The organism is Paenibacillus lacisediminis (genome assembly GCF_046567315.2).
In genome coordinates this window covers 21,460-36,315 of the sequence record NZ_JBKIAX020000016.1, presented here as the reverse complement: position 1 = coordinate 36,315, position 14,856 = coordinate 21,460, and the positions used below count along the sequence as shown (strand labels likewise).

Annotated in this window: 14 protein-coding genes; 11 read left to right on the top strand and 3 right to left on the bottom strand. The window is 51.0% G+C overall.

Annotation, left to right across the window (positions count from 1 at the left end; all coding sequences use genetic code 11):
- Positions 1 to 261 precede the first annotated feature (261 nt).
- From gnd to gntK, 4 genes are all read left to right on the top strand, one after another.
- The gene (gene gnd, locus ACLD72_RS24570) at positions 262 to 1,161 is read left to right on the top strand and encodes a phosphogluconate dehydrogenase (NAD(+)-dependent, decarboxylating) (RefSeq protein ID WP_411000839.1); all 900 of its coding nucleotides are present in this window, start codon (positions 262 to 264) and stop codon (positions 1,159 to 1,161) included.
- A gap of 114 nt (positions 1,162 to 1,275) precedes the next feature.
- Complete coding sequence (locus ACLD72_RS24565; protein WP_251594758.1) at positions 1,276 to 1,947, top strand: GntR family transcriptional regulator; 672 nt, start codon at positions 1,276 to 1,278, stop codon at positions 1,945 to 1,947.
- 149 nt (positions 1,948 to 2,096) lie between these two features.
- Positions 2,097 to 3,458, top strand: coding sequence for a GntP family permease (locus ACLD72_RS24560; RefSeq protein ID WP_411000841.1), 1,362 nt, complete (start codon positions 2,097 to 2,099; stop codon positions 3,456 to 3,458).
- A 56-nt stretch (positions 3,459 to 3,514) separates the two neighbouring features.
- On the top strand, positions 3,515 to 5,062 hold the full coding sequence (gene gntK / locus ACLD72_RS24555; RefSeq protein WP_411000843.1) for a gluconokinase: 1,548 nt from the start codon (positions 3,515 to 3,517) through the stop codon (positions 5,060 to 5,062).
- A gap of 10 nt (positions 5,063 to 5,072) precedes the next feature.
- Here the strand turns inward: gntK and ACLD72_RS24550 are convergent, their stop codons facing one another.
- Both ACLD72_RS24550 and ACLD72_RS24545 read right to left on the bottom strand, forming a co-directional pair.
- The gene (locus tag ACLD72_RS24550; RefSeq protein ID WP_411000845.1) at positions 5,073 to 5,306 is read right to left on the bottom strand and encodes a hypothetical protein; all 234 of its coding nucleotides are present in this window, start codon (positions 5,304 to 5,306) and stop codon (positions 5,073 to 5,075) included.
- A 75-nt stretch (positions 5,307 to 5,381) separates the two neighbouring features.
- Positions 5,382 to 6,506, bottom strand: a complete 1,125-nt coding sequence (locus tag ACLD72_RS24545) for a C45 family autoproteolytic acyltransferase/hydolase (protein WP_458476193.1) — start codon at positions 6,504 to 6,506, stop codon at positions 5,382 to 5,384.
- Positions 6,507 to 7,167: 661 nt separating this feature from the next.
- On the opposite strand from ACLD72_RS24545, the gene dnaA reads away from it, so the two are divergent.
- The 6 genes from dnaA (at position 7,168) to gyrB (ending at position 13,729) form a co-directional block, all read left to right on the top strand.
- Positions 7,168 to 8,514, top strand: coding sequence for a chromosomal replication initiator protein DnaA (gene dnaA, locus ACLD72_RS24540; RefSeq protein WP_411000849.1), 1,347 nt, complete (start codon positions 7,168 to 7,170; stop codon positions 8,512 to 8,514).
- 415 nt (positions 8,515 to 8,929) lie between these two features.
- Entirely contained in the window at positions 8,930 to 10,072 is a 1,143-nt protein-coding gene (gene dnaN / locus ACLD72_RS24535; RefSeq protein WP_411000851.1) for a DNA polymerase III subunit beta, read from the top strand.
- Between the two features lie 20 nt (positions 10,073 to 10,092).
- Positions 10,093 to 10,317 (top strand): S4 domain-containing protein YaaA, encoded by a 225-nt coding sequence (gene yaaA, locus ACLD72_RS24530; protein ID WP_328270946.1) that lies wholly within the window; start codon positions 10,093 to 10,095, stop codon positions 10,315 to 10,317.
- Between the two features lie 63 nt (positions 10,318 to 10,380).
- Positions 10,381 to 11,505 (top strand): DNA replication/repair protein RecF, encoded by a 1,125-nt coding sequence (gene recF / locus ACLD72_RS24525; protein WP_411000853.1) that lies wholly within the window; start codon positions 10,381 to 10,383, stop codon positions 11,503 to 11,505.
- A 1-nt stretch (position 11,506) separates the two neighbouring features.
- Entirely contained in the window at positions 11,507 to 11,755 is a 249-nt protein-coding gene (gene remB / locus ACLD72_RS24520) for an extracellular matrix regulator RemB (protein ID WP_411000855.1), read from the top strand.
- Between the two features lie 69 nt (positions 11,756 to 11,824).
- Positions 11,825 to 13,729: a DNA topoisomerase (ATP-hydrolyzing) subunit B gene (gene gyrB / locus ACLD72_RS24515; RefSeq protein ID WP_411000857.1), complete on the top strand. Its 1,905-nt coding sequence runs from the start codon at positions 11,825 to 11,827 to the stop codon at positions 13,727 to 13,729.
- A gap of 439 nt (positions 13,730 to 14,168) precedes the next feature.
- On the opposite strand, the gene ACLD72_RS24510 is transcribed toward gyrB, so the two are convergent.
- Positions 14,169 to 14,390, bottom strand: coding sequence for a helix-turn-helix transcriptional regulator (locus tag ACLD72_RS24510; RefSeq protein WP_036618197.1), 222 nt, complete (start codon positions 14,388 to 14,390; stop codon positions 14,169 to 14,171).
- Between the two features lie 252 nt (positions 14,391 to 14,642).
- Between ACLD72_RS24510 and ACLD72_RS24505 the strand changes: the two genes are divergently transcribed.
- On the top strand, positions 14,643 to 14,825 hold the full coding sequence (locus tag ACLD72_RS24505) for an aspartyl-phosphate phosphatase Spo0E family protein (protein ID WP_326044531.1): 183 nt from the start codon (positions 14,643 to 14,645) through the stop codon (positions 14,823 to 14,825).
- The last annotated feature ends 31 nt before the right edge of the window (positions 14,826 to 14,856 follow it).

Here is a 14,856-nt window from a genome sequence, read left to right as displayed (position 1 = left end):
TTATTCCGGGCTTTTTCTTTGGCTTAAAATTATACACAATCCACAATCCGTTTTTGCTAAAAAAGTTGTCCACAATTAAATTAAAAATTCGGCCGAGCATATTAGTTATGCACATGTGGAAAAGTATGTTTACGGGATTTGCGCCCTTCCATTTGCAAAATTTCCGGCGTCCCCGGTTTACAGGTTTCGGGCTAAGGAGTATATTGAACAAGAGAAGTTGTATACAAGTATACTGATAAAAGAAAGAGGTGCTTCATTATCATGAAAATTGGCATGATCGGCCTTGGCAAGATGGGCATGAACCTGGTTTCCAATTTGCTCGAGCACAAACATGAGGTCGTAGCTTACGACATGAATCCTGATTCCGTCACCCATGCCGCCGATAAAGGAGCCGTTCCCGCAAACAGCTTGGAACAGCTGGTCGCTTCCTTGGAGGCCCCGCGCGTTATCTGGGCGATGGTCCCCGCCGGCGGGCCTTTGCATTCGGTCGTAACAACGCTTACCCCGCTGCTTGAACAAGGAGACATGGTCATCGACGGCGGCAATTCGCATTACAAAGATTCGCTGGCCCTGGCCGGGCCGCTTGCGGAGAAAGGCATTCACTTCTTTGATGTGGGTACTTCCGGCGGCGTTGAAGGTGCGGAGCATGGCGCCTGCTTTATGATCGGCGGCGACGAAACGGCCTTCCGGCATATCGAACCGCTTTTCCGCGATCTGGCGGTTGAAAACGGCTACTTGTACGCGGGGAAATCCGGCAGCGGCCACTTTCTTAAAATGGTGCACAACGGCATCGAATACGGCATGATGCAAGCGATTGCCGAAGGCTTTGAAGTGCTGGACAAAAGCCCGTTTGATTTCGATTTCGAGCAGGTGGCGCGCGTATGGTCCAACGGTTCGGTCATTCGCAGCTGGCTGATGGAACTGGCGCAGAATGCGTTCTCCAAAGATCCGAAGCTCGAAAGCATTCGCGGAGTCATGCATTCGTCGGGGGAAGGCAAATGGACGGTCGAAACGGCGCTTGATCTTCAGGCCAGCGCGCCGGTCATCGCCATGTCGCTGTTTATGCGGTACCGCTCGCTGGATAGCGACTCGTTCCACGGCAAAGTCGTCGCCGCGCTGCGCAACGAATTCGGCGGACACGCGATAGAATCGGCGAAATAAGCAGCTAAAACATGCGGATATCGGCTGACTGCCGGGGCGCTTTCATGCTATGATCGAAGTGTTCACGAGAAGAGGATCACTCGGGAGATTTCATCTGAATAGGAGATATGATAAATGCAATTTCCTGCTTCATGGCTAAAAAGCGGCTCATTAGGCGAGTCAATCGCCGCCGAGCTGCGGCTGCAAATGATCGGCGGAACGATCAAACCGGGCGAGATCTTGTCCGAAAACCGCATCGCCGCGGATTTCGGAACAAGCCGCTCACCCGTCCGGGAAGCGCTGAAAACGCTCTCCGGCGAAGGCCTGATCACTTTGCAGCGCATGGGGGCTGTCGTTCGCGGCCTTAATTTGCAGGATATCGAAGAGCTTTACGATGTCCGTTATTTGATTGAAAGCTTCGCCTGGCAGCGCCTCGCCGCCGATCCGGAGAAGCTGTTGTCCCAATTGGACAAAATCGTTGACAAAATGGAGCTGGCCGGAAAACACCGGGATACGGTGGAATTTGCTTTTCAGGACCTAAGTTTTCATGAAACGATCATTACGGGAGCCCATCACTCGCGAATCGAGCAGTTATGGACCAGTATCCGGCAAATTGTGATGACGGTTATGCTGATTACGACTCGCGAGGTATTATCGCAAGACGAGGAAAAAATCGAATACGTCGTAGGCAAGCACCGCAAGCTGTTGGAAAGTTTTAAATCGCGGGACAGCGAGACCATTCAGCGCAACATCGAGGAGTATTTTGCCGATTCCCGCCGTACGCTGAATAAGAGCATCCCCAAATGAGGCTGGCTTTGTGCGGCCTTTGATTACTTATGTTGTCGACAAGTATACACTATTGAAAATCTGTTTTTAGCTCATAATAAATTCCAATCAATCTATTGAAATGAAAGCGTTGCAATCTGGGAATTAACTATAAAAGGAGGAACTTCAATTTGGATACGCTGTTCGGAATGAGCCATAACGCCACGCTGCTGTTATGGACATTAATTGTGATCGTTTTTCTTGTCTTGCTGATTTCCAAATATAAATGGAATCCGTTCGTTACGCTGTTGATCTCCGCCCTGCTGCTCGGGCTGCTGGCCGGCATGAAGCCGCTCGACGTCGTCAGTTCGATCACGGGCGGCCTCGGCGGTACGCTGGGCACGATCGCCATCGTCATTGGGCTCGGCACGATGCTGGGCAAAATGATGGCCGAATCCGGCGGCGCCGAGCGGATTGCCACGACCTTGATCGACCGTTTCGGCGAAAAAAGAGTGCATTGGGCGATGATGCTCGTTGGGTTTATTGTCGGCATCCCCGTATTTTTTGAAGTCGGCGTCATTTTGCTGATCCCGATCGTATTTACCGTAGCCAAAAAAACAAAAATGTCCCTGCTGCAGATTGGTATTCCGATTTTGGCCGGCTTGTCCACCGTGCATGGACTTGTCCCGCCGCATCCGGCGCCCATGATTGCAATTGACGCCTACGGGGCCGATCTGGGCCGGACGATCCTGTATTCGCTCCTCGTCGGGCTGCCGGTCGCGATCATCGCCGGCCCCTTGTTCGGCAAATATATCGGCAAACGCATCGCCCTGCAGCCCCCCGCTGAGCTGGCCCAACAATTTGCCGTCAAGGAGGGCCGCAATTTGCCGAGCTTCGGCTTGACGCTGTTCACGATTTTGCTGCCCGTGATTCTGATGCTGATCGGTTCGATCGCGAGCATCATCGATCCGCAGGCAACGAGCCCGGTGACGCTGTTTTGCGAATTTATCGGCCATGAGATTATGGCCCTCCTGATCGCCGTCGTGTTCTCCTTCTTTTCGCTCGGATACAGCCGCGGATTTACGAAGCACGACATTTCCAAATTTACGAGCGAATGTCTGGCGCCGATCGCTACGATCGTGCTGATCATCGGCGCCGGCGGCGCGTTTAAGCAGGTGCTGATCAACAGCGGCGTCGGCCAGGCGATTGCCGAATTGGCCACCGGAGCGAATATCAACATTATTTTGTTCTCCTGGTTTGTAGCTGCGTTGATCCGCGTAGCCACCGGCTCGGCCACCGTCGCCATGACGACGGCCGCAGGCATCGTCGCGCCCGTGCTCGCCCTGACGCCGGGAGCGAATGTAGAACTGGCCGTGCTCGCCACCGGCGCCGGTTCAATCGTGCTGTCCCACGTCAACGACGCCGGCTTCTGGATGGTGAAGGAGTTTTTCAATATGTCCGTTCCGCAAACCTTAAAGTCCTGGACAGCCATGGAAACGATTCTTTCTGTCGTCGGACTGGTATTGATCCTGCTGCTGAGCTTTATTTTCTAAAAAAATCATGTTTACAATGGAGTTAACCAGATTAAACGCAGAGAGAAGGTTTTAAAATGAATTCCTTGAACTATATGATCGGCCTGGATATTGGAACGACCAGCACCAAAGCAGTCTTATTCGAGCGTAGCGGCAAAGTGATCGCCTCCGCCAACGAAGAATATCCCTTATACACCCCTTCCGCTTCCATCGCCGAGCAGGATCCGGAAGAAATTTTCTCCGCCGTCGTTACGGTGGTTCGCCAAATCATGAAAAAAAGCGGGCTGGCTCCGGAGCAAATCGGCTTCGTGTCGTTCAGCACGGCGATGCACAGCGTCATACCTGTCGGTGAAGACGGCAAACCGCTGATGCGCTGCATCACCTGGGCCGATAACCGGAGCGTGGACTACGCGGAGCGGCTCAAAAACGAGCTGGGCGGCCATGAGATTTATCTGCGCACCGGAACGCCGATCCATCCGATGTCCCCGCTGACCAAGCTGATGTGGCTGCGCCAAGAGCAACCGGACATTTTTCAGAAAACGCGGAAGTTTATTTCCATTAAAGAATACGTTTTTCTCCAGCTGTTCGGAGAATACGTAATCGATTATTCGATCGCCTCCTGCACGGGGCTGCTGAATTTGGAGAAGCTGGATTGGGACGAGGAAGCGCTGCGCATGGCCGGCATTACGCCGGAGCACCTGTCGAAGCTGGTGCCAACGACGCATATCATGCAGGGGCTTTCGCAAAAATACGCCGACGATATGGGCTTATCCGCCTCGACCCCATTTGTCATCGGAGCGAGCGACGGTGTGTTGTCCAATCTCGGGGTGGACGCGATCGATCCCGGGGTCGTCGCCGTCACGATCGGCACCAGCGGCGCGATCCGCACCGTCGTCGACCGGCCGAAAACCGATCCGAAGGGGCGGATTTTCTGCTATGCGCTCACGGACAAACACTGGGTAATCGGCGGGCCGGTCAACAACGGCGGGGTGATTTTTCGCTGGGTGCGCGACGAATTCGCCGCTTCCGAGGTGGAAACCGCGAAACGGCTTGGCATCAGCCCCTATGATGTGCTGACCAAAATCGGCGAGCGTGTCAATCCCGGCTCCGATGGCCTTATTTTCCACCCTTATCTGGCCGGTGAACGGGCGCCTCTGTGGAATCCGAACGCGCGCGGTTCGTTTTTCGGGCTGACGCTGCATCATCAGAAAGAGCATATGATCCGCGCTGTATTGGAGGGCGTCATTTACAACCTGTACACGGTGCTGCTGGCGATGGAAGAGCAGATCGGACGGCCCCGCAAAATCCAGGCAACCGGCGGCTTCGCCCGCTCCCCGCTGTGGCGGCAGATGCTGGCCGATATTTTCGACCAGCAGGTCGTGATCCCGGAAAGCATCGAAAGCTCTTGTCTCGGCGCGGCCGTCCTCGGTTTGTACGCGCTGGGCGAAATCGATTCCTTCGATGTCGTCAAAGAGATGGTCGGGGGAACGTACATGCATACGCCAAATGAGAAGCACACCGCGGTTTATAAACAGATACTGCCGATCTATATCCGCATTTCGCGCAAATTGGAAGAAGAATACGATGCGATCGCCAAGCTCCAACGCCATCTGACTGAGGGGTGAGCGAGGAGCATTAAGAGAAAAGCCTGCTGTCCTTTTTGGGACTGGCAGGCTTTTCTGCACGCATGTTAGCTTGAAAAATAGCGGTAAAAAAGGGCGCTATCTCTGTCATTTTAGGCTTGCTGGCAAAATAGCGGAATTTTATGGCGTTATTCTCCCAGATGACGGCGGCAAAAGGCGTTTTCGTCGAGATAACCAAAAAATAGCGGTAAAAAATTCCGCTAATGATCGGAATATAGCTCTGCAAACCAAAATAGCGACCATTTTTACCGCTATCCGCGCATATGACCTGGACGGACGGTCCCCCAATGCCCCCCCCCCATCAATTCGCCGAAATAGGCACGGACTCGAAAAATTCCGGATATGCTGCTTCCGCCTGCAATTCGATGTCCAGCACGCTGTCGGCAAGCGGTTCGCGAATGTCGTAGCGGTGCCAGCCGTTTTCGCTCCGTCCGCCCCAGCACAGTTCAACAGTCCCTTTGGCCGGGTTCATGATCATGCTTTTGGTGGTGCCGAAAAAGTCTTCATAATACGGGCAGCTAAGACCGGCCGGGAATTTTTCCAGCAGCAGCTGCTTCAAATCATCTTCCGTAATTTTGCCCTTCCCCTGAAGAGAACGCCCGATCAGTTCGTATCGCTGCAGGGAATTGCGCATCGCCTGCGGCTCATAAGGCACCAGCTCGGGCAGCAGCGGGTGATTGGTCGCATAAAGAAGCTGGTCTGCGCTGGAACGGTCGATTTGCTTAACGGCCATCCGGCCATCCAGCGTTTCCGCGAGCGCGGCCCTGCCGCTTTTATCTACAAGCATCAGGTTCATGTTAAAAGCAATCGGCATGTCTTTCATGTAGTCCAAGGCTTCGGGAACATCTTTGCAGTTTTCCAGGAGCGCGCGGATCACCGCCCAAAACTGCAAACCGGTCAGCTTTGGATTACGCATGTACGGCAGCGCCCCTACCGGAAAGCCGCAGGAGCTCATCGTCACGGCCAACCCGCATTCGTTAAAACCGTCATCACGTCCAAAATGCAGCACACTGGTACCAAGATGGACATACTTCCCGGTCACGGAGGTTTTCACCAGCGTAAAATCCTCCGCATCGGGGCTGAATTCATAGTTTCGGGCGAGCAGCGGGTTCCCGCTTGCGGAGATCCCCGGCAGCACGGCGATCTGGCTGCACCGCGGACGCAAGTAAGTCATGGCGTAATAGACGATTTGCGACGGTTTGACCTCGAGCGCGTCGGCAAATCCCTGCAATTCCTCGGCAAGGCCGGGACACCAGCGGTCGAACAATTCGGCCGCTTTCTTCGCCTCAGCTTCGTCAAAATGGTCAAACCCGGCGGTGTGAACAGCTCTGAGCGCAGGGTTTTCCTTCGTAAATTCGCCAAAGTCGCGGCCAATTTCATAATTCGTTCCTCGCAATTCTACCGTATAAGCTTGTTTTTTAATCATCCAATTCCTCCAAGGCAAAATGAATTTTACTAATTTGGTCCTCCTGTATCGATTGTGGCAAAGGTAACAATTGAATTCTTGATGATTTCTGCTACCCTGCTGCAAAAACCAGGCGTCCAGAAACACTCCAGCAGAAAAATAAGGGCAAAAAAGGGCGTTATTCCACTAGCGTTGCATCAAATCTGATCTGACAAGATACATTTTCTAGCCACTCAAATTTTCTAATGGACGGTTATCCTATTAAAAAAATATATGCACAGGTTAATAGAGGCCCGTCAGGGCTTGCCATTAATAACCTGTGCATAATTTTTTTGAGATTTTCGTTGATCATGTCGAAATCTAAACAAATTATAAACAATATGTAGTGGTGTGCATGATAATTATGCACAAGTTATTGAATTTGTGGATAAAAGCAGACAATACATTGAAATATAAGCCTTGGTTTGCTATGATTATATTGCTTTTGTTGTGAATATCTAAGTTTTGAGTATCGTTTATTCACAACCTGTGGATAAAATTGTGAACAATTCGAATTTATTCACGTTTATAATAATCATATGGAACTGGACTATGGGGATAAATTTCCCCATTCTTTATGTTTTTTCGACTTCTTTCGCATGGCTTAAGCCACACTTGGAAGTTTTAAAAGGAGTGACAGTCTGTGGACAGCCATACCTCGGAAATATGGCAGCAAATTTTAGCAATTATTAATACCAAACTAAGCAAACCCAGCTTTGATACCTGGTTTAAAGCAACGAAAATCGTCTCCATGACCGACAAAGCGATCGTCATTTCCGCGCCGACGACGTTTGCGGTGGAATGGCTGGAAAGCCGCTACACGAAGCTGGTCGCAACGACGATTTTCGAATTTACCGACAAACAGCTTGACGTCTCCTTCGTCATTGAGGAATCCGCTCCGGCCGAACAAACCCAGGTATACAAGGAACCACCCGCTCCCGTCCCAAGCGAGGAAAGCGTTTCCAACATGCTCAATCCGAAATATACGTTCGACACGTTTGTCATCGGATCCGGCAACCGGTTCGCCCATGCGGCCTCCCTGGCTGTCGCGGAAGCGCCGGCGCGCGCGTACAACCCGCTTTTTCTCTACGGCGGCGTAGGACTCGGCAAAACCCACCTGATGCACGCGATCGGTCACTATATTTTGGAGCATAGCCCCAGCAGCAAAGTCGTATACATTTCTTCCGAGAAATTTACGAACGAATTCATCAATTCCATCCGGGATAACCGCGCGGAAAGCTTCCGCAACAAATACCGCAACATCGATATTTTGCTGATCGACGATATTCAGTTTCTGGCCGGCAAAGAATCGACCCAAGAGGAATTTTTCCATACGTTTAACGCGCTGCATGAAGAGAGGAAACAAATCATTATCTCCAGCGACCGGCCGCCAAAAGAGATTCCAACGCTGGAGGAGAGGCTGAGGTCGAGGTTCGAATGGGGACTGATCACCGATATCCAGCCGCCGGATTTGGAGACGCGGATCGCGATTTTGCGCAAAAAGGCCAAAGCCGAAAATCTCGATATTCCGAACGAAGCGATGATCTACATCGCCAATCAAATCGATACGAACATCCGCGAGCTGGAGGGCGCATTGATCCGGGTTGTCGCTTATTCCTCCCTGATCAATCAGGACATCACCACCCATCTGGCGGCGGAAGCGCTCAAGGATATCATCCCTTCCAGCCGTCCGAAGATGATTACGATCCAGGACATTCAGCAAAGGGTCGGCGATTACTATAATTTGAAACTGGATGATTTCAAAGCGCGCAAACGAACCAAAGCGATCGCTTTTCCGCGGCAAATCGCCATGTATCTGGCCCGCGAATTAACCGATTTTTCGCTGCCGAAGATCGGCGACGCTTTTGGCGGACGGGACCATACGACGGTTATTCACGCACACGAGAAAATCACCCAGCAGCTCAAGAACGACCAGGAACTGTACAAGATCGTAAACAACATTACCGAGAAAATAAAAAACGCCACCTGAATAAGGGATAAGCCTATGCACATGATATGCACATGTGGATAGGCTTCATTTCATATTTTCCGGGTTGTTATCCACATATTCAGGGCCCCTACTACTTCTTCTAAATATATTTAAATATACACATCTTAATAAGTGGTAGCGAGCAACCTAACTTTGGGGACAACGCAACCAGCGCTTCCGCGCTTTTGCATCACCCCAAAAAACGAGGGAATAATCCCCTTACATAAAACAAGCTTATGCTTATAGAGCAAGTTTTATTACTTATAGAGCTAAAGTTTCCGAAGTAAGATTTATTGCGATGTTATTCCAAAGGGGCGTAAGCTCCATAAAACTTAAGCTTATGCTTTCGAAGATTTTATTGCGAAGTCATTTCTAAAGGAGCACAAGCTCCATAAAACTTTTAGGAGTTGAATTTATGAAAATCCGCGTTTTAAAACATGATCTTAACGAGTCGATTCAGCACGTATCCAAGGCGATTTCCAGCCGCACGACGATTCCGATTTTGACGGGGATCAAGCTGGAAGTGAATTTTCAAGGGATGACCTTAACCGCCAGCGACACCGACATCTCCATCCAGGCCTATATTCCGGCGGAAGACAAGGACAAGCAGATCGTTCAAGTCGAACGTCCCGGCAGCGTAGTGCTGCCCGCTAAATTTTTCGTCGAAATTATCAAAAAGCTGCCTTCGGAGGATATCGAAATGGAGGTTCAGGACGGCTTCCAAACGTTCATCCGCTCCGGTTCGACAGACATCCAAATGGTCGGCCTTGATCCCGAGGAATTCCCGGTACTGCCAAGCATCGAGGAGAACCAGGTCATTACCATCCCCGGCGATTTGCTGAAAAACATGATCCGGCAGACCGTGTTCTCGATTTCCACCAACGAAACGTCGCCGATTTTGACCGGGGTATTGTGGAACTTGAGCGACAATCAGTTCAAATTCGTGGCGACGGACCGTCACCGGCTGGCCAGCCGCGTGGCCGGGCTTGACGATGCCGAAGGGGTACGCTTCAGCAATATCGTTATTGCCGGCAAAACCCTGAACGAGCTGAGCAAAATCATTCCTGACCAAAATACGCGCATCGAGATCGTCGTTGCCGACAACCAGGTGCTGTTCAAAATCGACCGCGTCCTGTTCTATACGCGTATTCTCGACGGGACATACCCGGATACTTCTAAGATTATTCCGACAAACTATAAAACAGAACTGATTTTGGACACCAAAAAATTAAGCGATTCGATCGACCGCGCTTATTTGCTGTCCCGCGAAGAAAAAACGAACATCGTGCGCCTGCAGACGCTGGAGGACGGCTCCATTGAAATCTCCTCCAGCTCCTCGGAACTGGGGAAAGTTACCGAGCAAATGGAGGTCGCCCAATTCACCGGGGAACCGCTGCGCATCTCCTTCAACTCGAAATATATGCTGGACGTGCTCAAAGTCGTAGAGAGCGAACAGTTGCATATCGGATTTACGGGCGCGATGAGCCCGATCATTATCAAGCCGGTGGACGACACGCAGAGCCTGTATCTGATTTTGCCATACCGGACTACCCACTGATTTGAAAGGAAATCGGCGCCATGAAAATAATCTCCATTTCCAGTGAATATATTAAATTAGATCAATTTTTAAAATTGGCGGATTGCGTGCCGACGGGAGGCATGGCCAAAGCGCTGTTGGCGGACGGAGCGGTCAAAGTCAATGGGGAAGCAGAAGAACGCCGGGGCCGGAAGCTTTATCCCGGCGACAAGGTCGAGGTGGAAGGAAGCGGATCCTTCCAGGTGGCCGGACCAAAGGCTCCCTGACCGGCTGCACCACAGCCTTAAATCCGCGCGAAGCAAGCGGAAAACGAGGGGGCTTAAGCTATTGTGTATGTCAATCAATTATCACTGCAGCACTACCGGAACTATGATACGCTTTCGCTAAACTCGTTTGGCGCCGTCAATTTGATCATCGGACGCAACGCTCAAGGCAAAACGAATCTGCTCGAAGCTTTGTTTGTGCTGGCTTTGTCGAAATCGCACCGGACCGGCAAAGACAAGGAGCTGATTTCGTTCGGCAGCGATCACGCCATGGTAGAGGCGGAAGTGGAGAAAAAATACGGAGCTGTTCGCTTGGAGCTTCGCCTGACCTCGCAGGGCAAAAAAGCGAAGCTCAACGGTCTGGAGCAGCGCAAGCTCAGCGATTTCATCGGCGCGCTGAACGTCGTGATGTTCGCCCCGGAGGATTTGGAAATCGTCAAGGGCACTCCGGGAGTGCGGCGGCGTTTTCTCGATATGGAAATCGGCCAAGTTCAGCCAGGATATTTATATCATCTTCAGCAATATCAGAAGATTTTGGTGCAGCGGAACAACCTGCTGAAGCAAGCCTGGGGCGCCGGACCCGAGCTTTCTACGATGCTGGAAATCTGGAATGAGCAGCTTGCGGAGCATGGTGTTAAAATCATCAAAAAAAGGAAACAATTTATAAGAAAACTGCAAAAATGGGCGGAGCAGATCCACGAAGGCATCACCGGCGGCGGTGAAAAGCTGAAATTATCCTATCTTCCCTCGTTCGGAGAAGCCGAAGAAGAAGATGAAGCTGTCTTATTACAGCAATTTATGATAAAGTTATCACAAGTGAAGGATCAGGAAATCCGCCGCGGCATGACGCTTTGCGGCCCCCATCGCGACGATGTCTCTTTTTATATTAACGGGAACGAAGCCCAAGTATACGGGTCGCAGGGGCAGCAGCGGACCACGGCGTTATCTTTGAAACTGGCGGAAATCGAGCTCATTCATGAGGAGATCGGGGAATATCCCATCCTGCTGTTGGACGACGTATTGTCCGAGCTGGACCCTTACCGCCAAACCCAATTGATCGAAACGTTTCAGAGCAAAGTGCAGACGTTCATTACGGCGACTGGCATCGAAAGCATCAATGCAAGCCGGCTGCGGGACGCCAGCATTTTTCATGTTCAGGACGGACAAGTCCAAGGAGGGGCGAAGGAGTAAAATGTATATTCATTTGGGCGGAGAAAAAGTCATCCTCTCTTCGGAGTTGGTTGCGATTTTTGATATTTCCATCGAGCAGTCTTCGAAAATATCCAAACAGTTTATCAGTCACGCGCTTGAGGAAAAAAACGTTGTGCGCATCGGCGAAGAAGAGGCCAAGTCGATCGTCGTGACCCAAAATGAAATATACTATTCGCCCATTTCCTCGGCGACGTTGAAAAAAAAGGCTAACGTTATATTAGCGGTTTAGCGTTATAATATAAGTTCAGTGGTTTACATGATGTGGTTGAATCTATAGAAGTAGGTGAAGGCATTGTCGATGAACGAACAAACGTATGACGAAAGTAACATACAGGTGCTCGAAGGCCTGGAAGCGGTCCGGAAACGGCCGGGGATGTATATCGGATCCACCAGCGTCCGCGGTCTGCACCATCTGGTATGGGAAGTCGTAGACAATAGTATAGACGAGGCGCTTGCCGGCTATGCGAACAAAATCGACGTCATCGTTCATGAAGATAACAGTGTGACTGTCATAGACAACGGCCGGGGCATTCCGGTCGGCCTGAATGAGAAGCTGCAGAAATCGACGCTCGAAGTCGTCATGACCGTGCTGCATGCCGGGGGGAAATTCGGCGGCGGCGGATATAAAGTATCAGGGGGACTTCACGGGGTCGGCGTTTCCGTCGTCAACGCCTTGTCCACGAAAGTCGTTGTTGAGGTAAGCCGCGACGGGCATGCTTATCAGCAAGAGTATCACCGCGGCGTGCCTCAATACGATGTGCGGATCATTGGCGACACGGATGAAACCGGGACGAAGACGAGATTTTACCCTGATCCGGAAATTTTCACGGAAACGACCGTATTTGATTACAACACGCTGCTGACGCGGATCCGGGAACTGGCCTTTTTGAATAAAGGCATCAATCTTTCCCTGACCGATGAACGCACCGGGGCCAGCGATTCGTTCCATTACGAAGGCGGCATCAAGGAATACGTGATTTACCTGAACCATAACAAAGAAGTGCTGCATGAAGAGCCGATTTACGTGGAAGGCCAACGCGACATGATTCAGGTGGAAGTCGCCCTGCAATACAACGAAGGGTATACCGAAAGTATCTATTCGTTTGCCAACAACATTCATACGCACGAGGGCGGTACCCACGAGTCCGGCTTTAAGAGCGCGCTGACGCGCATCATCAACGATTATGCCCGCAAGGCCGGGATGATCAAGGACAATGACAACAATTTGACCGGGGACGATGTGCGCGAAGGGTTGACGGCGATCATTTCCGTAAAAATTCCCGAGCCCCAATTCGAAGGCCAAACGAAAACAAAGCTCGGCAACAGCGAAGTGCGCGGGATCGTGGAATCACTGTTTGCAGAAAAGCTGCAGGAATTTTTGGAAGAAAATCCATCCGTGTCCCGGCGCGTCCTGGAGAAATCGCTGCAGGCTTCGCGGGCGCGGGAAGCGGCTCGTAAAGCGCGCGAGCTGACGCGCCGCAAGAGCGCCCTGGAAGTCAGCGCTCTGCCGGGCAAGCTGGCGGACTGCTCCTCCAAGGACGCCTCGATCAGCGAGCTGTACATCGTCGAAGGCGACTCGGCCGGCGGCTCGGCGAAACAGGGGCGGGACCGTCACTTCCAGGCGATTTTGCCGCTGCGCGGTAAAATTTTGAACGTGGAAAAAGCGCGTCTGGACCGCATCCTCGGCAACGCCGAAATCCGCGCGATCATCACGGCGCTGGGCACCGGGATCGGCGAGGAGTTCGACATTGCGAAGGCGCGTTACCATAAAATCATCATCATGACCGACGCCGACGTCGACGGCGCCCATATCCGCACGCTGCTGCTGACGTTTTTCTTCCGCTACATGCGGAAAATCATCGAGGCCGGTTACATTTACATTGCGATGCCGCCGCTGTTCAAAATCGAACGCAACAAAACGGTGCGCTACGCCCAATCGGAGAAAGAACGCGATGAGATCATCGCCGAATTCGGCGAAGGCGTCAAAGTCAACGTTCAACGCTACAAAGGTTTGGGCGAGATGAACCCCGAACAGCTGTGGGAGACAACGATGGATCCGGAAAGCCGGACGATGCAGCAGGTAACGATCGCCGACGCCATTCAGGCGGATGCGATTTTTGATACGCTGATGGGCGACAACGTCGAGCCGCGCCGCGATTTCATTCACGAGCATGCCAGATACGTCAAGAACCTCGATATCTAATCGGGTGGGCGAAAAAGTAAAAATCAGCGTGAAATTGATCAAAATACCGTCACTGTGGTGGCGGTATTTTTCCGAGGTGATATCCATGGCTGGTCCGGCTCAACCGGCAGTGAAGCGGCCTCATGCCGCCAGCGGCCGTAAAATGAAATAAGTGGTTGGCATTTTTGCTGGCCTTCAGACTTTGATTTGCGGCAAAAAACAGAAGAAAGCACGTAGAGACAAGAAAAACCACCGGCGATAGGTTGGGCCCTTGACCGGTGGTTTTTCTTCTCTTTGAATGAAAATCTCGCCGTGGTTGCCCACTGGAGCTTTGTCGGAATAGTCGTGATGCTACCAACATCACGGCTATTTTTATTTTACCCACATGCAGATGAAGATATGACATAGGGGTTGTTCCTTCATAATTTGTCCTTAGTATAACACATCCAGCGTTACATATCTACAAATCAGTGTTTGGGGTTTTAAACTTCCATTCGTCGATATCTCGCGGGTCCACATGCAGCACATGGGCGATCAACAGCGCTAAGGTGGCGTTCGGGATCACAATACCGTACTCAATATTCTGATAGTTTCGCAATGTGCATTTCATGGTGTTGTTGATGTGTTGTACGAGTGATTCTTGGGTAAACCCTGCGGCTTCCCTTGCTTCCTTGATCCTCAAATGCTACAGCTCCTCATTTTTATTCCGTCTCTTCTTTTTATGATAGAGGAGTTGAAAATTTTTAATCACGTCAAATTTTTCATGAAAAATATTGCGTCAACTATTTTTAGTTGTATAATAAAAAAAGCCAGATCACCTCTGGCTTGAAAGCACTTTTTGCCGGATAGTAAAGAGGGGGAGGTTTGTCTCCTATAAAAAAATTCAAAAAAAGGCATATTTCCCTAGGATATTACACTAGGGAGGTACACGCCAATGAATGAAGATGGTATTCAGGCAAGGATTGAGCGAGAGCGAAACAAATTGCATGTATTAACGGAAAAATACAATGGACAGTTTGGACATCCGCGCGTGATTCATCAATCTATGATCCTTGATGAACTCATTAATCAGTATTACCAGCTTCATATTCGTAACATAAAAAAGCCGATTGCGTGAACAATCGACTTAGGGGCGAGAAACTTTGCTG